Source organism: Sneathiella sp., assembly GCF_036844445.1.
Classification (GTDB): domain Bacteria; phylum Pseudomonadota; class Alphaproteobacteria; order Sneathiellales; family Sneathiellaceae; genus Sneathiella.
This window is the reverse complement of sequence record NZ_DAIUFV010000002.1, coordinates 16,876-37,545: the sequence shown is the minus strand read 5'-3', so window position 1 is coordinate 37,545 and position 20,670 is coordinate 16,876. Positions and strand designations below refer to the sequence as shown.

Sequence of the window (20,670 nt, the reverse complement as noted above, 5' to 3'; positions counted from 1 at the left end):
CTTGTGTTTGGCGGGCATTGAATTTATGTTCCGGCGAGCTTCTTGCGTAATCGGGCCGGGTGACTGTGACTGACGACTATGACAACAGGGGCCGCGTGCCGGCCTTCAACGTTCCGCCCGCCACCCTTTACCTGGTTGTCGCCATCCTTGGCCTGCACATCCTGCTCAGCGTCACGACGGATGCGACGCTGAACTGGGCCTATGGCTATTTCGCCTTCCGCCCCGCCATCGTCGCGGCGATACTGGATGCGCCCTCGGTGGAGGGGGCGCTGCATATCCTGCTGACGCTCTGCAGCCATCTCTTTTTGCATCATGACTGGACGCATATGGCGCTCAATGCGGGCATGCTGCTCGCGTTCGGATCGCTCAGCGAGCGGCGCTTCGGGGCGCTCCGTTTCCTGATCCTCTATTTCCTTGCCGGATGGGCGGGGGCATGGATCGAATATCTGATCGCGCCGCCGTTTGAAAATGTCATCCTCTACGGCGCCTCGGCGGCGGTTTTTGGCGCGATGGGCGCGGCGATGATCGTGCTCGCGCCGCGCTACGGCGTGCGCGGCGTCGTCATCATGATTGCCGTGCTGCTCGGTCTCAACATCGTCATCGGCGCAACGCCGCTTGGTGCGCTCTTCGCGGGCGCCGGCGCGGAGATTGCCTGGGTCGCGCATATGGCGGGCTTTGCGGTGGGCGTGATCGTCGCGCTCCTCTATCTCCTGCTGGAGCGGCCGCGCCGCGCATAAAAAAGCACCTGGCTGCGGGGGAGCGAGAACCAGGTGCTTTACAAAAAGATGCGCGTTGCATCTTTTATGTCAGATATATTCTAGCGGCGGCGCCAGATCGGAAACTCTTCATCCGTGGCCGGCTGATAGGTCACCGACATGACATGGAAGGCATGCAGCGACTTCTCCAGATCCTGATCCTCGCGCAGCTTGAAGCCGTTGATGCCGCAGCGCTGCATATAGTAGAGCTGGTCATAGAGGACATCGCCGGTGGCGCGGATTTCGCCTTTGTAGCCGTAGCGCTCGCGCAGCAGCCGCGCCTGCGTAAAGGCGCGTCCATCCGCCATCTTCGGAAATTCCAGCACGATCAGGTCGAGCCGGTCGAGATCCTCGGCAAGGAGCGCGAGATCGTCCGTGTTGCGAAGCGCAACGCCAAGGCGGCTGTTGCGCGTCAGCAGCACGTCGCGGACCTTCACCCACTCCTCAAGCGGCACGTAAATATCGCCCGACGGCAGCGAGGCTTCGTCCTCGAGCCCGGTGAACGGCGTCCACTCGTCGGTTTCGATCCGCTGGTCCCTGATATATCTATCCATAGAGCCGTTCCTTGAACGGGTCGGCGCCGATGCGCCGATAGGTGGTGAGGAAAGTTTCTTCCGAATCTTCCCGATTTTCAAGATATACCGACAGGACCTGCCCCACGGCATCGACGATCTGTTCCGAATCGAACGCCGGGCCGATGATCTTGCCGATTGAGGCATCCTCGCGCGCGCTGCCGCCGAGCGTCATCTGATAGACCTCGGTGCCCTTCTTGTTGACGCCGAGAATGCCGATGTTGGCGACATGGTGATGCCCGCAGGCGTTGATGCAGCCCGAAATATTGATGCTGAGATCGCCGAGATCGTTGATGAAGTCGTAATCATCAAAGCGGTCGGTGATCGCTTTCGCGATCGGGATGGACCGCGCGGTCGCGAGCGAGCAGTAATCGAGCCCCGGGCAGGAAATAATATCCGTCAGGTGATTATAGTTCGGTGTCGCGAGATCGAGCTCCACCAGCTCCCGCCAGAGCGCCGGAAGATCGCGAAGGCGCACGTCGCTGAGGACGAGATTCTGCCTGTGCGTCGTGCGCAGATGGCCAAGGCTGTATTTGTCGGCGAGATCGGCGACGGCGTCCATCTGGTCGGCGGTCACGTCTCCCGGCGGCTGATGCGCGGATTTGAGCGAGAGATAGACGATGCGGTAGCCCGGCTGCTTGTGCAACTCGACATTCTTGCTGACCCAGCGGGCAAACTCCCAGTCTTTCAGCATCAGCTGCTCGAAAGCCGGATCGAAATCGGGCAGGGTTTCATAGTCGGGATCGTTGAAAAAGCCCTTGATCCACGCAAAATCCTCATCGCGCAGCATCAGCCCGGTCGCCTTGATCTTCGCCCATTCTGCTTCGACCAGCTCACGGAATTTCTCCTCGCCAATCTCATGCACAAGGATCTTGATCCGCGCCTTGTGGATATTGTCGCGCCGGCCAAGCTGGTTGTAGACGCGCAGGATCGCCTCGAGATAGGTCAGCATATGCGCCTTCGGCACGAAGGGGCGAATCAGCTTGGCGATCATCGGCGTGCGGCCTAGGCCGCCGCCAACATGAACCTCGAACCCGGTCTCGCCGGCGTCATTCTTCACGAGGCGCAGGCCAATGTCGTGGATGGCGACGGCGGCGCGGTCCTGTTGGGCGCCGCTGACGGCGATCTTGAACTTGCGCGGCAGGAAGTTGAATTCCGGATGGAAGGTCGACCATTGGCGAATCAGTTCGCAATAGGGACGCGGATCCTCAAGCTCATCGCGCGCGACGCCGGCCAGCGGGTCGGACGTCGTGTTGCGGATGCAGTTGCCGCTCGTCTGGATGGCGTGCATCTCGACCTTGGCGAGATCATCGAGGATGTCCGGCAGGTCGACGAGTTGCGGCCAGTTGTACTGGATATTCTGGCGCGTCGTGATGTGGCCGTAGCCGCGATCATATTTGCGCGCAATATAGGCGAGGGTGCGCATCTGCTCTGACGACAGCAGACCATAGGGCACCGCGACGCGCAGCATATAGGCGTTGAGCTGCAGGTAAACGCCGTTGCGAAGGCGCTGATGGCGGAATTCCTCTTCCGAAAGCTCGCCTTTGAGGCGGCGGCCGACCTGGTCGCGGAACTGCGTCACCCGCTCCAGCAGAAGCTGGTGATCCTGTTCTGAATATTGATACATGGTGGGTCCCGAAGTGTCAGGCGGCCTTGCGGGCCGCGCGAATATTGTCATGCGGAAGCACGAAGGTCGGCCCGGAGGCGCGAATCTCCTCGCGCCGCGTGGTCGCGGCAAGGCCTTCGGCTGTTTCGATCACGTCCATCGCGTAAGGCGCGATGACGATGTTGTCCTGCTCGGCCTGTTCGGCGGCGATTTTAAGCGCCTCGATGTCATCGGCCGCCCGGGCCGTCGCCTTGCGCAGATCCGTCGTCCAGAAAGCATGCCCGTTATCAAGGCAGAGATATGCGACCAGACCTTCCTTCAACAGGGACGCCGTGTAGACTTGCAATGCCATTGTAGGTCTCCTTTTCTGTAACCCGGGTATCGCGATGATGCGGGGCAAACTGTCTTTGACTGCTATCTTTAAATAAATAGTACAAATAACTCAATAGAAATGTATATAATTTTATATTAACATACTCTTACTGTGAATTAAGCGGCGCTGAGGCCGGCCCGGCGGGCGGTATGAATACCGCATTCGGTCTTGGCGCGCCCGGCCCAGCGGCCCGAGCGGGGATCGGCGCCGTCGGCGACGCGGCTTGTGCAGGGCATGCAGCCGATCGACTTGAAGCCATCGGCGACGAGCGGGTGCGGCGGCAGATTGCGGGCGCGAAACGCGTTCCTGATGTCGTCATTGGTCCAGTCGGCGAGCGGGTTGATCTTGATGAAGTCGCCGTCCTGTTCGATGGTCGGAAGCGCGCTCCGGGTTGCCGACTGAAACTGCTTACGCCCCGTTATCCATGCCTTGAAACCGGAATTTGCAAGCTCTGTCATAATGTTATCAAGCGGCGCGACTTTCCGGATATGGCAGCATTTGTCCGGATCTTCGTTGAAGAGCATATCGTCCGGGTCGACGCGGCGGAGCGTTTCGGCGTCCGGGGAGATGATCCGCACATCCTTGAGGCCGAGAAGTTCGGTGAGCTGTTTCTGGTAGCGAAGCGTCTCACCGAAGAGGCGGCGGGTGTCGAGAAAGATGACCGGGATCGTCGGATCGACCTCGGCGACGAGATCGAGAAGCACCGCCGACTCGGCCCCGAAAGAGGACGATAACAAAATTTGGCCGCGCAGGCCGTTCTCGATCAGCGCCTCAAGAAGCGGGCGCCCGGAGAGGTGTCCATAGAGGCCCTGCAGGCGGGCAGCTTCCGATTCGGGATAAATTTTCGATGCGAGTGCCGACATATTTTCTATCCGATTGACTGTGCCCTGCAATAGTTACGTAGTTTAATCAAAAATATCAATAGAAGATGTAATAAAAATATTAACACATATATTATATGTATAATAAGGGCTCTGGAGCGGCGCGTTAACCGGTTGATCGTCCCGCCGATTTCCGACAGATTCGAAAAGGGGAGGGCAGATGGCGGGATCGATCCTGAAAAGCTGTATTACGGGGCTGGCGCTCGCGCTTTTGCTCGGGCCTGCCGCGCCCGTGGCCCACGCGTCCGAGCCGCTTGAAGTCGTTCGCATCGACGGCGAGCGGCTTTATGACGGGGCGGGGCGCGCCTATCTCCTCGCCGGCGTCAGGCTTGTGACAGCGGAGGAGGATGCAAGGAGCGCGGCCGCGGGCGAGGCTTTTCTTAATGCCGCCCTTCGCGATGCAAGTCTCATTTTTGATGGGACCGACTTTGCCGAGGCGGGGCAGGGGGAGAATCGCTACGGCGAGCGGCTCGGCCTCATCCTTCGCAGTGACGGCATGTCGCTGCAGGAGGAGCTGATCCTGCGCGGCCTTGGCGTCTGGAGCGCCATGGCGGGCTTCCCGGCCGCCTGGCGCATCAGGCTTCTGGCGGCGGAGCGGCTCGCCCGGCTTGAGAGGGCCGGGCTCTGGCAGACGCAACGGCTGCTCGATGCGAACAACCCGCCGAAGACCTACTGGCGGGGCCAGTTCGTCATCGCAAGGGGCGTCGTGCGCGATGTCGCCCGCACGCCTGCGCGCACCTATCTCAACTTCGGCGATGACTGGAAAACCGACTTCACCGTGGCGATTTCCGCAAAGGCGCGGAGAAAATTTGAAGCCGGGGAGTGGAAGTTGTCGGAGCTGCGAGATAAATCAATAATGATACGGGGGCCGGTGCGCTTTTATAACGGCCCCTATATGGAAGTTGATTTCACAGAGCAGATGGAGATTGAAGGAGCGGTCGCGCATGAGTGATGGAGAAGGTCGGGGAGGGAGAGCGAAAGCATTTTATCGCCTTGTGGGGGCCGCGGCGGCGCTCTCGCTTGGCCTGGCCTCGGCGCTCCCCACCGCCGCGCCGGCGCGGGCGGATCTGCTTGACAATGTATTTTCCATCTTCGAGCCGAGCAATGACCGCGAGGTAGGCGCGCAGCATCATGAGCAGGTCGTTGCGCAATATGGCGGTGAATATATCTACCCCGGCCTCAATGACTATATTCTCGACATCGGGCTCCGGCTCGCCTTCGTCTCCGAGATGCGCGATCTGCCGTGGCGTTTTACGGTGCTGAACTCGCCCGTCGTCAACGCCTTCGCGCTGCCGGGTGGCTATGTCTACATCACCCGCGGCCTGCTGGCCCTCGCCAATAACGAGGCGGAGGTGGCCGGCGTTCTGGCGCATGAAATCGGCCATGTGACGGCGCGGCACGGGGCGGCGCGGCAGTCGCGGGCGACCGGTATCGGCCTCCTCGGCGCACTTGCCGGTATTCTGACCGGCAGCTCCGTCGTCGGCCAGCTCGGCCAGCAGCTTGGCGGCATGTATGTCGCCGGCTATTCGCGCGATCAGGAATATGAAGCCGACCAGCTCGGCGTCCGCTATCTAGGTCTTGCGGGTTATCCGCGCGACGCGATGGCCGATTTCCTGAGGCGCATGGAGGCGCAGACCAAATACATGGCGGCGCTGACCGGCAACCAGGCGGGCGGCAGCTTCGACTTCTTCGCCTCCCACCCGCAGACGGGCGACCGGGTGAGCCGCGCCGCCAGCGCCGCCAATGCGCAGGCCGATAACCTCGCGCGCGACTATGAGAAGGGGCGTTTTCTCGACAGCATCAACGGCATGCTCTATGGCGATGATCCGAAAGAGGGGATCATCCGCGGGCGCGAGTTTCTCCACCCCGCACTTCGCTTCAAATTTATGGCGCCGGAAGGCTTTCAGCTGATCAATTCCGCCAAGGCCGTCTATGCGGTCGACGGGGGTGGCAACCAGATGGTGTTCGATTTGGGAACGCAGCGCACGAGCGGGCAGTCCATGTCGCATTATCTGACAAGGGAGTGGCTCGCGAAAATCAATGTCCCCTCGGTCTCGGCGGTAGAGGTCGGCGGCCGGCCCGCGGCGGTCTCTCGCTTTGTGCTCAACCGTGACGGCGCGCGCGCCTATCTGACGGTTGCAGCCATTGATTTTGGCGGCGGCCGCGTCGCGCGCTTCATCTATCAGGCGACATCGGCCGACAATGCCTTGAGCGCCCGCTTCACCGAAAGCTTCAGCAGCTTCCGCGCCATGAGCGAGGCGGAGGCGGCGCAGATCCGGCCCGCGGTGATGACGATCGATACGGTGCGAGAGGGGGATACGCTTGATGCGATCGTCGGGCGCATGGCGGGCGTGGTGCAGGACAGGAAGGCGCTGTTCCTGCTGCTCAACCCCGCGTTCGAGCGAGGCATGCCGGCGGTGGGCGAGAAATACAAGTCCGTGCAATATGGAGGCTGACTCGCGGCGGGCGCGGCTCAGGTGGGAATGGCGATCTGATCGGCAATCTCGCCGTCCATCGTGAAGCAGGCCGCGAGCAGCTCGCCGCCAAAGCCGCTGCCGCCGTCGATGGTGACCGTATAGGGCATCACCGTCAGGCCGCGATGCTGCCGCTCATAGCCGCAGATGACCTTGGCGAAGCCGTAGTAGGATTTGTCGAGGGATTTGAACCGCGGATGGCCCCACCAGAAATCATCATTCTGCTCAATCACGGGGCGCGCCGGATCGAGGCCGGCATGGACGAACAGCAGCTCGCCATTCTCGGTGTAGGCGGCGCGGCGGAGCGCGATGAAGATGTCATTATGGCCGGGATAGGCGCGCATTTGCTCGCGCAGCCGATTGGTCCATTTGGTGGTGGCGAGGATGCCTTCGCGAATATGCCGCTTGGCGTTCTCGGCGGTTTCGCCATAGGCCGCGAGCGCACCGCCGACATCATTGGCGAGCATCCATTCGAGCAGGCTCGCGGGCTGCGGGGCAAGCTGGATCTGCAGCAGGCCGCGCCAGATCTCCTCCTGTGCGCCGCGCAGGAAGACGATATCCTCGGGCATCATGCCGGGCAGGCAGAGCCGGTTGATGCGAAATGACAGCAGCTCGTCCAGCACTTCGCGCACCGCCCCGCCGCGCCCCAGATAATTGCCAAGATAGACAAGCCGGTCGCCGGATTTCCAGCGCCGCGCGATCTCGTCATGCAGCGCCTTCAGCGCCTCGGCCTCCCCGTGGATCGAGGCGACGGCCCAGACCCGTTTTGCGCACGCCAGGCAGCCGAATTTTTCATTGTATTTCGTTGTTTTCATGGTTGTTTACAATGAAACCTCGGGACGGGCTTGGCAAGAGGTAGAGAAAAATTGCCGTAAATTTAGACAAAAAGCCCGGAATTTCTTCCGGGCTTCAACGCGACCTTTGAGGGTGCCGGAAATCAGGCGACCTTCAGGAACTTCTGAACCTTCTCTGCGGCTGCTTCCGTCTCGATCTGCTCGACCACCGCGAGCTCGCGGGAGAGGCGGACAAGCGCCGCTTCATAAATCTGCCGCTCGCTGTAGGACTGATCGGGCTGATCCTCGTTGCGATGCAGATCGCGCACGACCTCGGCAATCTGGATGGGGTCGCCGGAGTTGATCTTCGCCTCATATTCCTGGGCGCGGCGGCTCCACATGGTCCGCTTGATACGGGCCCGACCCTTCAGGGTATCGAGCGCCGATTTCATCTTCTTGGGCGACGACAGCGGCCGCATGCCGACATTTTTCGCCTGCTTGATGGGAACGCGCAGGGTCATTTTCTCATGCGCGAAGTCAACGACGTAGAGCGTCAGTGACATCCCGGAAATTTCCTGCTCTTCAATACTGATAACCTGCCCGACGCCGTGGGTGGGGTAGACCACATGATCCATCGGCGCAAATTCCATTTCCTTTGTCATTTACTTCCTTCTCATCAACCGTGGGAGTTACCAAATCAATCAGACGCAAAAAAAAGCAGCTCCATTTACAGTGCTGCAGATAGGTTGCGTTCAAACATAAAATAACAGACCATAGAATTATGAGCGCAAAAACAGCCGTTTGGCCACTTCTGCGCCGCCCCTACGATACCAAGCCTAGTGCATGGAGAGGATTATAGCACAATTTTGTGCAAAAATCTAATGCTGTTATTTAGATTGTGATGATGAGGCCCGAATTCAAGGGGCGCCGGCGGATCAGTCGCCGCCGCCCGGATTCGCGCTGAACTCCGCCGGATACTTGCCGGGTTTGCCGTTCCATTCTTCCGAATCGGCGGGCGGCTGGCCCTTCTGGGTGATGTTCGGCCAGATCTCGGCATATTCACGGTTGAGCTCGAGGAAGGCGTCGGCCCCTTCTTCGGTGTCGGGGAGAATCGCTTCGGCCGGGCATTCCGGTTCGCACACCCCGCAGTCGATGCATTCATCGGGGTGAATCACCAGCATGTTTTCGCCTTCGTAGAAACAATCCACCGGACAGACTTCAACGCAGTCCATAAATTTGCAGCGGATGCAATTTTCAGTAACGACGTAAGGCATTTATATCCTCCAGCCTGTATGACAGGGGCAACAACAACGTATCGGGGCTCTTCCCTTAGGGATTATCGTTTATATTTATGAAAAACAACCCTAAAATCAGCGTCGGGTGTAAAAATCAGTCGTCGCTGATGCCAAGACGGACCAGTACTCTCTTGCGGGCGTCGCCGCGGTCGCGGTCGCTGACATAGATCAGCCCGGCGATACGGCGGACCAGATTGGCTTCATAATCACCGAGCTTGCCGTCCGCATAGACAATTTCCCACAGCATTTCAATCATCTGAACGCGGCTCTCGAAGGGAAAGCTGTCCTTGATCGTGCGGGTGAAATAGAAGAACTGGTCCGACTCCTGATGCGCGACCTCGGCATCGCGCACCACCTCGCGGGCCTCGGCATCGGAGATCTGATAGTGGCGGACGAGGACGTTGACAATCGCCTCGCGCTCGACGTCATCGAAATGGTCGTCGGCAAGCGCGGCTTCTATCAGGAGGGCGGCCGTCGCGACCTTCTCCCGCCCTTCAAGCGGAAGCGGCGGTTGATCCGCATCGCGGGACAGCAGGGATTTCAGAAAGGTAAACATCGCATTCCCCCTTCGCCGGGCGGCAGTGGGCGCGTCAGACGCGCCCGTGGCACTGCTTGAACTTCTTGCCCGATCCGCACGGGCAGGGAGCGTTGCGCCGCACCTTGCCCCAGTTGTCGCCTTTTTCGAGAACCGCCGTGTCGCCGGCAAGCTCATTCTCGCCCGTCACCGGATCGAGATGGGTGGCGGTAATCTGATCATCGCGGGGCGGCTCGGGCTGGCGGACCTCTTCGGCCGGATTGGTGAGCTGCACATGCGAGAGATAGGTCGTCACCGTCTCGCGAAGCTGTTCGAGCATATGCTCGAACATATTGAAGGCTTCGCTCTTATATTCGTTGAGCGGATCCTTCTGGGCGTAAGCGCGCAGCGACACGCCCTGACGGAGCTGGTCGAGCTGCAAGAGATGGTCTTTCCATGCCTGGTCGAGGATCTGCAGCAGAATGCTCTTCTCCACCATGCGCATGACTTCAGGGCCGTAGCGGACGGCCTTTTCGGCCATCTTGCGCCCTGCCGCATCTTTCAGGCGGTCGACGATCTCTTCATTGGCGATGCCTTCTTCCGCGGCCCATTCGCGGATCGGCAGCTGCAGCCCGAGAATGCGGGCAACCGACTGCTCCAGCCCGTCGAGGTCCCACTGTTCGTGATAGGCCTTCGGCGGAATATGCCGGGCCACCATATCCTCGATAACCTCTTCGCGCATGGTCGTGACGGTCTCGGAGACATCCTTCGTCTCCATCAGCTCGATGCGCTGTTCATAGATGACCTTGCGCTGGTCATTCATCACATCGTCGAATTTCAGCAGGTTCTTGCGGATATCATAGTTGCGCGCTTCGACCTTCTGCTGCGCCTTTTCAAGCGCTTTGTTGATCCACGGGTGGATAATCGCCTCGCCCTCTTCAAGGCCGAGCTTGCGCAGCATGCCGTCCATCCGCTCGGAACCGAAGATGCGCATCAGATCGTCCTGCAGCGAGAGGAAGAAGCGGGACGTGCCCGGATCGCCCTGACGGCCGGAGCGGCCGCGCAGCTGATTGTCGATGCGCCGGGATTCGTGGCGTTCCGTGCCGATCACGAAGAGGCCGCCGGCGTCCAGCACCTTCTGCCGTTCGGCAGCGATCTCTTTTCGCACCTCCTCGCTGACGCGGGCAATTTCCGCCTCGTCCGTAAGACCGGCGATGCGGGCGGCGATGGCCATTTCCTCGTTACCGCCAAGCTTGATGTCGGTGCCGCGGCCGGCCATGTTGGTCGCGATGGTCACCGCGCCGAGGCGGCCGGCCTGGCTGATGATCTCCGCTTCCTGCTCGTGATAGCGTGCGTTCAGCACGTTGTGCGGGATTTTCTTTTTCTTCAGAAGCGCCGACAGCATTTCCGATTTCTCGATGGAGACGGTGCCGACCAGCACGGGCTGGCCGCGCTTGCGGCAGTCCTCGATCGTCTCGACGATGGCGGTATATTTCTCTTCGACCGTGCGATAGACCTCGTCATCGCAGTCGATACGCGCGACGGGCACGTTCGTCGGCACCTCGACCACTTCAAGGCCGTAGATTTCGAAAAACTCGTCTGCTTCGGTCGAGGCCGTGCCGGTCATGCCCGACAGCTTTTCATAGAGGCGGAAATAATTCTGGAAGGTGATCGAGGCGAGCGTCTGGTTCTCGGGCTGAATCGTCACCTTTTCCTTCGCTTCGAGCGCCTGGTGCAGGCCGTCCGAATAGCGCCGTCCCTCCATCATGCGGCCGGTAAACTCGTCAATGATGACCACCTTGTCATCTTTCACGATATAGTCGCGGTCCCGCTCAAACAGGGTATGCGCGCGAAGCGCCTGGTTGAGATGATGAACGATGCTGACATTCTCGATGTCGTAGAGATTGCTGCCTTTCATGAGGCCCGCTTCGGCGAGCACCTGCTCGATGCCTTCGGCGCCTTCCTCGGAGAAGCCGACGGTCTTGGTCTTTTCATCAACCTCATAGTCGCTGGGCTGCAGGTTCGGGATCAGCGCATCGATGGCGCGGTAAAGCTCCGATGAATCCTCGGCCGGGCCGGAAATGATCAGCGGCGTACGCGCCTCATCGATCAGGATACTGTCGACCTCGTCGACGATGGCGAAATGAAAGCCGCGCTGCACCATCGCGGATTTCTCATATTTCATATTGTCACGCAGATAGTCGAAGCCGAATTCGTTGTTGGTGCCGTAGGTGATGTCGGCGGCATAGGCGGCGCGGCGCTCGTGATCGTCGCGGCCGTGCACGACGCAATCGACGGTGAGGCCGAGACGGGCGTAGACCTGTCCCATCCACTGGGAGTCGCGCCGGGCGAGATAGTCGTTGACCGTGACGACATGCACGCCCTTGCCGGTCAGCGCATTGAGATAGGCGGGCAGGGTCGAGACAAGCGTCTTGCCTTCACCGGTTTTCATTTCCGTGATTTTGCCCTGATGCAGGACCATGCCGCCGATGAGCTGCACATCGTGATGGCGCTCGCCAAGGGCGCGCCGGGCGGCTTCGCGGACGCAGGCGAAGGCTTCAACCAGCAGATCGTCAAGCTTGGCGCCCTGTTCAAGCCGGCCGCGAAACTCCGCCGTCTTGGCCAAAAGCGCCTCATCGCTCAGCGCTTTGATGCTGTCTTCCAGAGCGTTGATCTCGTTGACTTTGACTTGTAACTGTTTGAGAGTCCGGTCGTTCGGGGTTCCGAATAACTTTCTGGCGATAGAACCGAACATATGTGACTAAGCTCCAGTCGTAGGGTTGTCTTTATCCGAACAGGCGATGATCGCAGGGTATCGGACGCTGCTTACCAGCTTTGTTTCAGAGAAAACTCTTGTTGCGATTATGCAAGACAGATAAGCGGCCCGCGCTAATCTGTCAATCTATCCGGCGCCGAGAAATGCTAAATGCAGCCTGATTCGTGGCGAAAATAAGGAATCTCGCGGCTGTGCTTTTTGAATATGTTGTTATGATTTGAAATATTACTATATTGCCAACAACTTCCGGCACGCGGAAGAAACAATGTCGCGGTACTGGGCCGCAAATAGGGATTGGAATTCAACAACTATGAAGTCATTACATTATTTTGCACTGGCAGTGATTGCGGTGCTGTGCCTCGCGATCGGCTATTTTTTCGGTGCGGAAAGCGGCCCGGCGACGGTTCAGACCGCGACGCCGGCAGCGACTGCCTCCGGGGAGGGAAGCGCGGCGACGAGCAGCGCGGCAACCGAAGAGGATGACAGCGAAGTGCTCGCAACCGTCAACGGCAAGAACATCACCGAAGCCGATGCGCAGGTATTTTACCAGTCGCTTCCCCCGCAGTTTCGCCAGATCCCGATCGACCTGGTCCGTCCGCAGCTGGTTGAGCAGCTGATCAACATGGAAGTTGTCTCGCAGGCGGCTGAAGCGGAAAAATACTATGAAACCGACGCCTTCAAGGAAAAGCTCGGCGCCGTTCGCAGCCAGCTTCTGCAGGAAGTCTATCTCGCCGCCAAGATCGATGAAGCGGTGACCGATGAGCGGCTGCAGGAGGATTACAAGAAGATCGTCGAAGGCTTCACGCCTGAAGAGGAGCTGCATGCCCGCCATATCCTGCTGGAAACGGAGCAGGAAGCGAAAGACATGATCAAGCTTCTCGATGAGGGCAGCGACTTTGTCGAACTTGCCAAGGAATATTCGACGGGCCCGGCCGGTCCGCGCGGCGGCGATCTCGGCTATTTCACGCGGGAGCGGATGGTGCCGGAATTTGCCGAGGCCGCCTTTGCCCTGAAAGACGGCGAATACAGCAGGGAGCCGGTCAAATCACAGTTCGGCTATCACGTGATCAAGGCGGAAGGCCGCCGCAACACCGAGCCGCCGTCATTTGAGGAAGTCGAGGGCGAGCTGCGGGCCGAGGCGACCAATGACGCCGTTGACAAGCTGCTTGCAGATCTCAAGGAGAAAGCCGAGATCGTTGTAACCGCGCCGCCGGCGACGGAAGAGCCCGCCAAAACCGAAGGCGAGGGTGCGGCAAGCGAAGGCGGCAGCGAGGGATCCGGAGAGGCGCCCGCGACGGAGACGCCGAAGGCCTCCGACTAACCCGCCTGCAAGTGCAGAAATGCGCAAAACAGAAGGCCCGGAGATTTCCGGGCCTTTTTCATTTGCTGTGCGGGCGGGCTTTCGCCGCCCGCCTTCATGCATCCGTTGTCGGCAGCCAGGGGATAGTGGTGACCTCGATCCCCTCATCGATCAGCTCGCGCTGCTCATCCGGCGTTGCCTCGCCGTAAATGCCGTGGCGCGGCACTTCGCCGTAATGGATTTTTCGCGCTTCCTCGGCGAAGTGGGGGCCGACATAATCGCAATTCTCTTCGACCTGCCTGCGCAGTTCGCGAAGCGCCGAGACGGCCATGGCGGCCTCTTGCGACTGTTTGCGGGCAAGCTCGGCGCGGCGCATCTCAATGGTATTGCCCTTGCGCGGCACGGCGGGGGCCATCGGCGCCTTGTCGATCTTCATCGATCCGCAGACAACGCAGAGAATATCGCCCGCCGCCACCTGCTCGTCATAGGCGGCGCTGTTCTTGAACCACGCTTCGAAAACATGCGCGTTATCGCATTTGAGGTCGTATTTAATCATCTGTCTGATAACATCACGAAAACAAACTGTCCGATCAACAGATAGTCGTTTTCCCGTTAAACACAAGCCCTTGTTCTTCGGGGTAAAAATCCGATGATAGCAGCCTCACCATGGATTGCAAAATATGCGCATCTGTTCCCTCCGCGAGGCGTTGTGCTTGATGTCGCCTGCGGCGCTGGCCGGCACAGCGTCTATTTGCGCGAGATGGGCCATCACATGATCGCGGTGGATATCGACACGGGCCGGTTCGAGGCGCGCGGGATGCACGGCGATATCGCGCTCATCGAGGCCGATCTTGAGGGGGATGGCTGGCCCTTCCGGGCCGCGTCCTTCGCCGGGATTGTCGTTGTTAATTATCTCTGGCGGCCGCTGTTCCCGGAGATTATCGCGGCGCTGAAGCCCGGCGGCGTGCTGCTCTATGATACCTTCATGCAGGGCAATGAGAAGTTCGGCCGGCCGCGCAACCCGGATTTCCTGCTCGCGCCCGGCGAGCTCGCCCGCGTGTTCGGGCGTTCGCTTGAAATTATTGACGCATTCGAAGGCGATGTCGCCGAGCCGGCGCCCGCCTGTCGGCAGATGATCGCGGCCCGAAAGCCGCATCCATAGGCGCGCCGCCCCGCCTTATTCGGCGGCTTTGGAACTCGCAGGCGGTAGCTCAAGGCGGAAATCACGGATGTTGCGAAGGTTCGGGATCTGCTGACGCCGCCGCGCCACCTGCTGCATGTCGATCTTTGCCGTGATGATGCCGGGCGTCTCGCCGCCATCGGCGAGCACGGTTCCCCACGGGTCAATAATCAGCGAATGGCCATAGGTGAAGCGCTTCTCGGAATGCTGCCCGACCTGCGCCGCGGCGATGACGAAGCAGCCGTTCTCGATGGCGCGGGCGCGCAGCAGCGTATGCCAGTGGGCTTCCCCCGTCGTTGCCGTGAAGGCGGCGGGAACGGTCAGGATGCCCGCGCCGGCGAGCGCGAGCTGCTGGTAGAGATGCGCGAACCTGACGTCATAGCAGATCGTCATGCCGAGCAGCCCCCACGGCGTCTCTGCAAGCTGTGCCGTCTCGCCGGGTGCATAGGCGCGGCTTTCCTTATGCGTCTCTCCCGTATGGAGTTCGACGTCGAACATATGGATCTTGTCATACTGCGCCGCGATCTCGCCGTCTGGGCGGATCAGGAAGGAGCGGTTGGCGAGCCGTTCATCGTCCGGTTTGCGGATGACGAGCGATCCGGCGAGGATCCAGGTTTCTGTCTCCGTCGCGAGATCGCGAAAGGCGCGGAGCGTTACATCATCCTCCTGAAGCTGCGCCTGGGCGCGCGCCTTCGCCTTGTCCGGTTCCAGCATATTTGTCACTTCGGGCGTCGTGATCAGATCGGCGCCGGCGGCCGCCGCTTCGCGGATCAGGGCGGTGGCGGTTGCAAGATTTTCCTGGACGTTGCCCGTGCTGGTCAGCTGAACGCAGGCGGCGGTGAAGAATGACATGTTTTCCACTCCAAAAGGTCAGGCGATGCCGAGACGCTGATCAAGTTTCCCCTCGGCGTCCAGCATATGGATATAGTCGCTGTCGCCGAGATGTTTCCCATCGACGAAAATCTGCGGGACGGTGCGGGCGCCGCTTGCGCGCCGCGTCATTTCCTCACGCAGATCGCCGTCAACTGTAACGTCAATTTCCTTGAAATCCACCCCCTTGCTTTTCAGCAGCTTCTTGGCGCGCGCGCAGTAGGGGCAGAACATGGTGGTGTAGATCTCTACTTTTTTCATGATTTTTTACAGCTTTTTACAAAAGGACGGTCATTTCTATATAGCGGGATTGGCGGGGCGAACAACCCGGCTGAGCGTGAGCACGGACACATCCGCGGCCCCCGCCGTCCGGAGCGCCGCCGCGCAGCCGCTGATCGTCGCCCCCGTCGTCAGCACGTCATCGATGAGCAGGATGCGCCGCTTTTCGGCCCATGCCTTGCGCGCCGGGTTGACGGTGAAGGCGCCTTTCACATTGCGAAAGCGGGCGCGGGCGTTCAGCCCGCCTTGCGACGGCGTTGCGCGGGTGCGAAGCAGCAGGTCCGGCACGGCGGTCTTGCCGGTGCGTTTGGCAATCTCGAGCGCGAGCAGGGCGGACTGGTTATAGCGCCGCCGGATCAGCCGGTGACGGTGGAGCGGGACGGGGCAGATCAGGTCGCACTCGCGGATCAGCGCATCGCCTGCGCGGATCATCCAGCCGGCGAAGGCGGGGGCGCGGTCGGTCTGGTCGGAATGCTTGTAGCCGAGGATCATATTGCGGCTTGCCTCATCATATTTCAGGACGGCGCGGGCGCGGGAATAGGCGGGCGGGCGCCTGATGCAGGCGGCGCAGATCATCTCGGCCCCGTCGTCATAGTCAAACGGATAGCCGCACGTCTCGCAAAAGGGCGCGGAGATATAGCTCATCTCCGGCCAGCAGGCGGCGCAGAGCTGTCCCGGCGTCTCGATCGTCTCGCCGCAAGAGAGGCAGCCGGGCGGGAAAACGACATCGAGGATGGTTTTGCGGACCTGTTGCAGGAGTTGCGCGGGAGTGGCTGTCATGACGGCGGATTATAACGGAAAGCCGGACGCCGCGCTATCGGATGTTGGGCGGGCGTTTTTCTTCACGCCTCCCATTGTGCCCCGCCCGGGGAGATGCGATAACAGGCGCATGAAAAAGCCGCTTTCCGCCATCGATCCGGGGCATGTCCTGTTTGATCGCCGCACCGTCGCCGCGCATCGCCGCCGCGCCGCCGGGCTTGACTGGCCGCGTCATCGCTTTCTCTTTGATGAGGTGGCGGCGCGCCTTGCCGACCGCCTTCTCGATGTCACCCGCTCGTTCGATCTGGCGCTTGATCTCGGCGGCCGCGACGGGTCGCTGAGCGATGCCCTGCTTGCCACGGGCAAGGCGCGCGATGTGATCCGCAGCGATCTCACTGCCGCGATGCGCGGCGCAGAAGAGGCCTGCTTTCTCGTTGCAGATGAGGAGTTCCTGCCGTTTCGCGATGCGTCCTTCGATCTGATCGGCAGCCTGCTCAGCCTGCACTGGACGAATGACCTGCCTGGCGCCCTTGCGCAAGCCGCCCGCGCGCTGAAGCCGAACGGGTTGTTCCTCGGCGCCCTCTTCGGGATCGACAGCCTGATTGAACTCAGAACCTCCCTGATGGAGGCGGAAGCGGAGGTTACCGGCGGCGCGAGCCCGCGTGTCTCGCCCTTCACGGAGGTCCGCGATGCCGGCTCCCTGCTGCAGCGGGCCGGCCTTGCCCTGCCGGTCACGGATGTCGATGTGATCACGCTGAAATATGATCACCCGTTCGCGCTGATGCAGGAGCTGCGCGGCATGGGCGAGAGCAACGCGCTCATCCTCCGCCAGAAGAATTTTACCCGCCGCGATGTGATGATGCGGGCGGCCGAGATTTACAGCGCCCGCTACGCCGATGCGGACGGGCGGATCCCGGCGAGCTTCCAGATCATTTATCTGACGGGATGGGCGCCGCATGACAGCCAGCAGAAGCCGCTAGCGCCCGGCAGCGGCCGGGTGAGACTGCGGGACTATCTGGAGTAGGCGCTGCGACGGGCGGCGGAGATGATGAAAACCGGTTGGCCGATGCGCGGCCGATGGAGAGGGAGACCGGGGAGATGCGAACAGTAGCCGAAATGCTGCAAGGTCGTGATATGACCGTGGAGGAGTATCTGATTCTAAATCGCTTCTGGATCCGCATCCGCGAGGTCCAGCGGGAGCGGGACCCCAACATGACCAAGAATCGCGACCTCGTCGGTGTCGCACTCGGTTATCGCCGCATCCATCAGCAGGAGGTGGATATCGAGACTTTGGCGTCCCTGACCGGCCTCGGGCGGTCCAGCCTGCAAAAAACTCTGAAGGCGATGGAGCGCGATAAAATGATCGAGCTTTACAAGGATGACGCGGACAAACGCCGCCTTCTCGTGCGGCCAACCCGCAAATATACTGACCGTTCCCTTGATATGTATGAGAAGACCCGGATCCTGATCGAAGAGGTGGAGCGCGAGCTCAAGGCGCTGCGGGCAAAGAAATGACCACTTGTGGTAACAAAAAGAGTTGCTATCCAACAAATTATTGACTGTAATTTCGCCGGTAAACCTGAACGATGACAGGGTATCTGGTGCCTGCCCTTTCGTCTGCCAACTTGTGAGGGGCCAGGTTTTCACAGGCCGGCCTTTGGATGAGGAGAAAGTCCAGAAGCCGGCCTCCCTTCCCGCAGCTATTATCCCCCGAAGATTACCGCGCTAGAGCAGGTCGCGCAGCATCGCAATCAGCGGCACGTCCGCCGGCGGCATCTCATAATCGCCAAGCCGCACTGCGCGCACCCATTTCAGCGTCTGCCCTTCCTTCGGGAAGGGAATGCCGCGCCAGCGGCGGCAGACATAGAGCGGCATCAGCAGGTGAAAAGTCTCATAGGCGTGGCTCGCGAAGGTGAAGGGGGCGAGGCAGGCTTCCGTCACATCGATATCGAGCTCTTCCTTCAACTCGCGAATGAGCGCCGCTTCCGGGGTTTCCGCAGCCTCGACCTTGCCGCCCGGAAATTCCCAGAGCCCGGCCATGCTCTTGCCTTCAGGGCGCTGGGAGATCAGCACGCGGTTGTCGTCATCGACAAGGGCGACGGCGGCGACAAGCACGATCGGACGGGGCGGTATGACAGTCTGCATCAGCTTCGATAATCGGCGTTGATATCGATATAGCCATGCGTGAGGTCGCAGGTCCAGGCGAAGGCGCTGCCGTCACCGACCGCGACATCCACATCAATGTCGACTTCCTGGCCCTTCATATGCGGCATGACATCGGCTTCGCGGTAGGCGCTCGCCTTGACGCCATTTTCGGCGACAAGAATGCCGCCGATGCGAAGGCTCATCCGGTCGCGGTCCGCCTTCTCGCCGGACTTGCCGACGGCCATGATGATGCGGCCCCAGTTGGCATCCTCCCCGGCGATGGCGGTTTTCACCAGCGGCGAGTTGGCGATGGCGAGCGCGATGATGCGGGCGGCCGCGTCACTCTCGGCGCCGCTGACACGGACGGTGATAAATTTGCTCGCCCCTTCGCCGTCGCGCGCGACCTGCTGCGCAAGATCGCTCATGACCTCGAGCAGGGCGCGCCGGAAATCATTGAGCGCGGGATCGTCGCTTCCCGAAGGTTCCGCATTCCCCGCCTTGCCGGTCGCAAAAAGAAGCACGCTGTCGCTCGTTGAGGTATCGGAGTCGACCGTCACGCAGTTGAAGCTTTTTGCATTGGCCTCGCGCAGCAGCGCCTGCAGCGTCGGCGCGGGGATTGCCGCGTCGGTGAAGAGAAAGGCCAGCATCGTCGCCATATCCGGGGCGATCATGCCGGAGCCCTTGCAAAAGCCGGCGAGGGTGACCTCTCTGCCGCCGAGCGTTGCGGTCGCGACCGCGCCCTTCGCAAAAGTATCGGTGGTAAGGATACATTCCGCGGCACGCATGCCGGCGTCGGCCGAGAGGTCCTCGGCAAGGCGCGGGAGCAGATTGACGATCTTCTCCGTCGGGACCGGCTCGCCGATCACGCCGGTCGAGGCGATATAGATTTCCGTCGCATCGGCATGCAGCAGCCCAGCGGCGGCAGCGGCCGTCTCTTCCACGGTCTTGCGGCCGGCGGCGCCGGTAAAGACGTTGGCGATGCCGGCATTGACGACGAGCCCGCGCGCTTTGCCATGGGGCAGGATTTCGCGGCCCCAGTCGACCGGCGCGCCGGGCATGGCGTTCTTTGTGAAGACGCCGGCAACGCTGGTGCCCGGCGCAAACTCCGCCAGCATCACGTCATTTCGGCCCTTGTAGCGCATGCCGGAGTTGCCGGCCGCGAAACGCACGCCGTCGATGATGGGAAAATCCGGGAAGGCCGCAGGGGCGAGCGGTGATTTTTTAAGCGCCATGGCAGATCTCCATAAATACACGTCTCCCATACGGCAAAGACGGGCGGGCGGTCAATTCGGAAGTTAGCGGGGGTTATTCGGGTTTGACGGCGGCCAGCATATAGTTGACGGAATAGTCGCGGCTGAGGCGCCAGCGGTCCTCGATCGGGTTGTAGGTCGCCCCCGCCATGTCGCGGAGGGTAAGGCCGTTCGCTCGCACAAGGCGGGCCACCTCGGAGGGTTTCAGGAACTTCCGCCAGTTGTGCGTGCCCTTCGGCAGCCAGCGCAGCACATATTCCGCCCCGACGATGGCGAAGGCGAAGCTTTTGGCGGTGCGGTTCAACGTCGCGATAAACATTATGCCACCGGGTTTCAGAAGTTTGCTGCAGGCCGCGACAAAGCCGTCGATATCGGCGACATGCTCGATCACTTCCATATTGAGGATGACATCGAACTGCTCCCCCGCCTCGGCGAGCGCTTCTGCGGTGGTGTGGCGATAGTCGATCGTGAGCCCGGATTTCTCGGCATGGAGCGCGGCGATCTGGATATTCTTCTCCGAGGCATCGGCGCCGACAACCGTGCCGCCGAGACGTGCCATCGGTTCCGAGAGAAGCCCGCCGCCGCAGCCGATATCGAGAATGTGCAAGCCCTCGAAGGGCCTGAGCCTGATCACCGCATCATCGAGCGAGAGGCCGAAATGCGCAATAACGGTATCGCGGATATAGCCGATCCGAATCGGATTGAACTTGTGCAGCGGCTTGAATTTTCCGCGCTCATCCCACCATTCATCCGCCATCGCGGCGAAGTTGGCGATTTCCGAAGGGTCTACCGATTTTGCCCGCGCTGCGTCGCTCATATTCGTCCCGTTATTATTCATATAAAAAAAGTCAGTATTATTGTAATAAAT

General features: G+C 60.7%; 23 protein-coding genes. 7 read left to right on the top strand and 16 right to left on the bottom strand.

What is annotated here, in order from left to right; all coding sequences use genetic code 11:
• Window positions 1-65 precede the first annotated feature (65 nt).
• A complete protein-coding gene (locus V7Z56_RS03500; protein WP_334127968.1) occupies window positions 66-737 on the top strand; it encodes a rhomboid family intramembrane serine protease in 672 nt (223 codons plus the stop codon).
• Between the two features lie 80 nt (window positions 738-817).
• Here the strand turns inward: V7Z56_RS03500 and V7Z56_RS03495 are convergent, their stop codons facing one another.
• The 4 genes from V7Z56_RS03495 to V7Z56_RS03480 all read right to left on the bottom strand — a co-directional run bounded on the left by V7Z56_RS03495 (window position 818) and on the right by V7Z56_RS03480 (window position 4,169).
• On the bottom strand, window positions 818-1,309 hold the full coding sequence (locus tag V7Z56_RS03495; protein WP_334127967.1) for a DUF934 domain-containing protein: 492 nt from the start codon (window positions 1,307-1,309) through the stop codon (window positions 818-820).
• Complete coding sequence (locus V7Z56_RS03490) at window positions 1,302-2,954, bottom strand: nitrite/sulfite reductase (protein WP_334127966.1); 1,653 nt, start codon at window positions 2,952-2,954, stop codon at window positions 1,302-1,304. The genes V7Z56_RS03495 and V7Z56_RS03490 overlap by 8 nt, the downstream gene beginning before the upstream one ends.
• Before the next feature lie 16 nt (window positions 2,955-2,970).
• Window positions 2,971-3,285 (bottom strand): DUF2849 domain-containing protein, encoded by a 315-nt coding sequence (locus tag V7Z56_RS03485; RefSeq protein WP_334127965.1) that lies wholly within the window; start codon window positions 3,283-3,285, stop codon window positions 2,971-2,973.
• Between the two features lie 137 nt (window positions 3,286-3,422).
• The gene (locus V7Z56_RS03480; RefSeq protein WP_334127964.1) at window positions 3,423-4,169 is read right to left on the bottom strand and encodes a phosphoadenylyl-sulfate reductase; all 747 of its coding nucleotides are present in this window, start codon (window positions 4,167-4,169) and stop codon (window positions 3,423-3,425) included.
• Window positions 4,170-4,347: 178 nt separating this feature from the next.
• Between V7Z56_RS03480 and V7Z56_RS03475 the strand changes: the two genes are divergently transcribed.
• Together V7Z56_RS03475 and V7Z56_RS03470 are read left to right on the top strand one after the other, a co-directional pair.
• Window positions 4,348-5,139, top strand: a complete 792-nt coding sequence (locus tag V7Z56_RS03475; protein ID WP_334127963.1) for a thermonuclease family protein — start codon at window positions 4,348-4,350, stop codon at window positions 5,137-5,139.
• A complete protein-coding gene (locus V7Z56_RS03470) occupies window positions 5,132-6,643 on the top strand; it encodes a M48 family metalloprotease (protein ID WP_334127962.1) in 1,512 nt (503 codons plus the stop codon). The genes V7Z56_RS03475 and V7Z56_RS03470 overlap by 8 nt, the downstream gene beginning before the upstream one ends.
• Window positions 6,644-6,660: 17 nt before the next feature.
• Here the strand turns inward: V7Z56_RS03470 and V7Z56_RS03465 are convergent, their stop codons facing one another.
• From V7Z56_RS03465 to secA, 5 genes are all read right to left on the bottom strand, one after another.
• Window positions 6,661-7,476, bottom strand: coding sequence for a hypothetical protein (locus V7Z56_RS03465; protein WP_334127961.1), 816 nt, complete (start codon window positions 7,474-7,476; stop codon window positions 6,661-6,663).
• 122 nt (window positions 7,477-7,598) lie between these two features.
• Window positions 7,599-8,096 carry a CarD family transcriptional regulator gene (locus tag V7Z56_RS03460; RefSeq protein ID WP_334127960.1) on the bottom strand — a complete coding sequence of 166 codons (498 nt, stop codon included), beginning with the start codon at window positions 8,094-8,096 and terminating at the stop codon, window positions 7,599-7,601.
• Window positions 8,097-8,369: 273 nt separating this feature from the next.
• Window positions 8,370-8,708: a ferredoxin FdxA gene (gene fdxA, locus V7Z56_RS03455; RefSeq protein ID WP_334127959.1), complete on the bottom strand. Its 339-nt coding sequence runs from the start codon at window positions 8,706-8,708 to the stop codon at window positions 8,370-8,372.
• A 115-nt stretch (window positions 8,709-8,823) separates the two neighbouring features.
• On the bottom strand, window positions 8,824-9,285 hold the full coding sequence (locus tag V7Z56_RS03450) for a tellurite resistance TerB family protein (protein ID WP_334127958.1): 462 nt from the start codon (window positions 9,283-9,285) through the stop codon (window positions 8,824-8,826).
• A gap of 34 nt (window positions 9,286-9,319) precedes the next feature.
• Window positions 9,320-11,998: a preprotein translocase subunit SecA gene (secA, locus tag V7Z56_RS03445; RefSeq protein ID WP_334127957.1), complete on the bottom strand. Its 2,679-nt coding sequence runs from the start codon at window positions 11,996-11,998 to the stop codon at window positions 9,320-9,322.
• Between the two features lie 331 nt (window positions 11,999-12,329).
• Between secA and V7Z56_RS03440 the strand changes: the two genes are divergently transcribed.
• On the top strand, window positions 12,330-13,340 hold the full coding sequence (locus tag V7Z56_RS03440) for a peptidylprolyl isomerase (RefSeq protein WP_334127956.1): 1,011 nt from the start codon (window positions 12,330-12,332) through the stop codon (window positions 13,338-13,340).
• A gap of 94 nt (window positions 13,341-13,434) precedes the next feature.
• Here V7Z56_RS03440 and V7Z56_RS03435 read toward each other — a convergent pair whose 3' ends face one another.
• Complete coding sequence (locus V7Z56_RS03435) at window positions 13,435-13,875, bottom strand: DUF1178 family protein (RefSeq protein WP_334127955.1); 441 nt, start codon at window positions 13,873-13,875, stop codon at window positions 13,435-13,437.
• Window positions 13,876-14,028: 153 nt separating this feature from the next.
• On the opposite strand from V7Z56_RS03435, the gene V7Z56_RS03430 reads away from it, so the two are divergent.
• Window positions 14,029-14,481: a class I SAM-dependent methyltransferase gene (locus tag V7Z56_RS03430; protein WP_334127954.1), complete on the top strand. Its 453-nt coding sequence runs from the start codon at window positions 14,029-14,031 to the stop codon at window positions 14,479-14,481.
• A 15-nt stretch (window positions 14,482-14,496) separates the two neighbouring features.
• Here the strand turns inward: V7Z56_RS03430 and V7Z56_RS03425 are convergent, their stop codons facing one another.
• The 3 genes from V7Z56_RS03425 to V7Z56_RS03415 are packed head-to-tail and all read right to left on the bottom strand — an operon-like array spanning window position 14,497 to window position 16,428.
• Window positions 14,497-15,351 carry a carbon-nitrogen hydrolase family protein gene (locus V7Z56_RS03425; RefSeq protein ID WP_334127953.1) on the bottom strand — a complete coding sequence of 285 codons (855 nt, stop codon included), beginning with the start codon at window positions 15,349-15,351 and terminating at the stop codon, window positions 14,497-14,499.
• Window positions 15,352-15,369: 18 nt separating this feature from the next.
• On the bottom strand, window positions 15,370-15,630 hold the full coding sequence (gene grxC, locus V7Z56_RS03420) for a glutaredoxin 3 (RefSeq protein ID WP_334127952.1): 261 nt from the start codon (window positions 15,628-15,630) through the stop codon (window positions 15,370-15,372).
• 36 nt (window positions 15,631-15,666) lie between these two features.
• Window positions 15,667-16,428, bottom strand: a complete 762-nt coding sequence (locus V7Z56_RS03415; RefSeq protein ID WP_334127951.1) for a ComF family protein — start codon at window positions 16,426-16,428, stop codon at window positions 15,667-15,669.
• Window positions 16,429-16,537: 109 nt separating this feature from the next.
• Between V7Z56_RS03415 and V7Z56_RS03410 the strand changes: the two genes are divergently transcribed.
• Complete coding sequence (locus tag V7Z56_RS03410) at window positions 16,538-17,431, top strand: methyltransferase domain-containing protein (RefSeq protein ID WP_334127950.1); 894 nt, start codon at window positions 16,538-16,540, stop codon at window positions 17,429-17,431.
• 74 nt (window positions 17,432-17,505) lie between these two features.
• Window positions 17,506-17,922 (top strand): hypothetical protein, encoded by a 417-nt coding sequence (locus V7Z56_RS03405; RefSeq protein WP_334127949.1) that lies wholly within the window; start codon window positions 17,506-17,508, stop codon window positions 17,920-17,922.
• 210 nt (window positions 17,923-18,132) lie between these two features.
• On the opposite strand, the gene mutT is transcribed toward V7Z56_RS03405, so the two are convergent.
• The 3 genes from mutT to ubiG all read right to left on the bottom strand — a co-directional run bounded on the left by mutT (window position 18,133) and on the right by ubiG (window position 20,619).
• Window positions 18,133-18,552 (bottom strand): 8-oxo-dGTP diphosphatase MutT, encoded by a 420-nt coding sequence (gene mutT, locus V7Z56_RS03400; protein ID WP_334127948.1) that lies wholly within the window; start codon window positions 18,550-18,552, stop codon window positions 18,133-18,135.
• Window positions 18,552-19,784 carry a bifunctional glutamate N-acetyltransferase/amino-acid acetyltransferase ArgJ gene (gene argJ, locus V7Z56_RS03395; protein WP_334127947.1) on the bottom strand — a complete coding sequence of 411 codons (1,233 nt, stop codon included), beginning with the start codon at window positions 19,782-19,784 and terminating at the stop codon, window positions 18,552-18,554. The genes mutT and argJ overlap by 1 nt, the downstream gene beginning before the upstream one ends.
• A gap of 73 nt (window positions 19,785-19,857) precedes the next feature.
• On the bottom strand, window positions 19,858-20,619 hold the full coding sequence (gene ubiG / locus V7Z56_RS03390) for a bifunctional 2-polyprenyl-6-hydroxyphenol methylase/3-demethylubiquinol 3-O-methyltransferase UbiG (protein WP_334127946.1): 762 nt from the start codon (window positions 20,617-20,619) through the stop codon (window positions 19,858-19,860).
• Between the last annotated feature and the right edge of the window lie 51 nt (window positions 20,620-20,670).

Coding starts and splice junctions, on each gene's coding strand:
- V7Z56_RS03495 (WP_334127967.1), bottom strand. CDS start 1,309: ATGGATAGATATATCAGGGACCAGCGGATCGAAACCGACGAGTGGACG.
- V7Z56_RS03490 (WP_334127966.1), bottom strand. CDS start 2,954: ATGTATCAATATTCAGAACAGGATCACCAGCTTCTGCTGGAGCGGGTG.
- V7Z56_RS03485 (WP_334127965.1), bottom strand. CDS start 3,285: ATGGCATTGCAAGTCTACACGGCGTCCCTGTTGAAGGAAGGTCTGGTC.
- V7Z56_RS03480 (WP_334127964.1), bottom strand. CDS start 4,169: ATGTCGGCACTCGCATCGAAAATTTATCCCGAATCGGAAGCTGCCCGC.
- V7Z56_RS03475 (WP_334127963.1), top strand. CDS start 4,348: ATGGCGGGATCGATCCTGAAAAGCTGTATTACGGGGCTGGCGCTCGCG.
- V7Z56_RS03470 (WP_334127962.1), top strand. CDS start 5,132: ATGAGTGATGGAGAAGGTCGGGGAGGGAGAGCGAAAGCATTTTATCGC.
- V7Z56_RS03465 (WP_334127961.1), bottom strand. CDS start 7,476: ATGAAAACAACGAAATACAATGAAAAATTCGGCTGCCTGGCGTGCGCA.
- V7Z56_RS03460 (WP_334127960.1), bottom strand. CDS start 8,096: ATGACAAAGGAAATGGAATTTGCGCCGATGGATCATGTGGTCTACCCC.
- fdxA (WP_334127959.1), bottom strand. CDS start 8,708: ATGCCTTACGTCGTTACTGAAAATTGCATCCGCTGCAAATTTATGGAC.
- V7Z56_RS03450 (WP_334127958.1), bottom strand. CDS start 9,285: ATGTTTACCTTTCTGAAATCCCTGCTGTCCCGCGATGCGGATCAACCG.
- secA (WP_334127957.1), bottom strand. CDS start 11,998: ATGTTCGGTTCTATCGCCAGAAAGTTATTCGGAACCCCGAACGACCGG.
- V7Z56_RS03440 (WP_334127956.1), top strand. CDS start 12,330: ATGAAGTCATTACATTATTTTGCACTGGCAGTGATTGCGGTGCTGTGC.
- V7Z56_RS03435 (WP_334127955.1), bottom strand. CDS start 13,875: ATGATTAAATACGACCTCAAATGCGATAACGCGCATGTTTTCGAAGCG.
- V7Z56_RS03425 (WP_334127953.1), bottom strand. CDS start 15,351: ATGTCATTCTTCACCGCCGCCTGCGTTCAGCTGACCAGCACGGGCAAC.
- grxC (WP_334127952.1), bottom strand. CDS start 15,630: ATGAAAAAAGTAGAGATCTACACCACCATGTTCTGCCCCTACTGCGCG.
- V7Z56_RS03415 (WP_334127951.1), bottom strand. CDS start 16,428: ATGACAGCCACTCCCGCGCAACTCCTGCAACAGGTCCGCAAAACCATC.
- V7Z56_RS03410 (WP_334127950.1), top strand. CDS start 16,538: ATGAAAAAGCCGCTTTCCGCCATCGATCCGGGGCATGTCCTGTTTGAT.
- V7Z56_RS03405 (WP_334127949.1), top strand. CDS start 17,506: ATGCGAACAGTAGCCGAAATGCTGCAAGGTCGTGATATGACCGTGGAG.
- mutT (WP_334127948.1), bottom strand. CDS start 18,552: ATGCAGACTGTCATACCGCCCCGTCCGATCGTGCTTGTCGCCGCCGTC.
- argJ (WP_334127947.1), bottom strand. CDS start 19,784: ATGGCGCTTAAAAAATCACCGCTCGCCCCTGCGGCCTTCCCGGATTTT.
- ubiG (WP_334127946.1), bottom strand. CDS start 20,619: ATGAGCGACGCAGCGCGGGCAAAATCGGTAGACCCTTCGGAAATCGCC.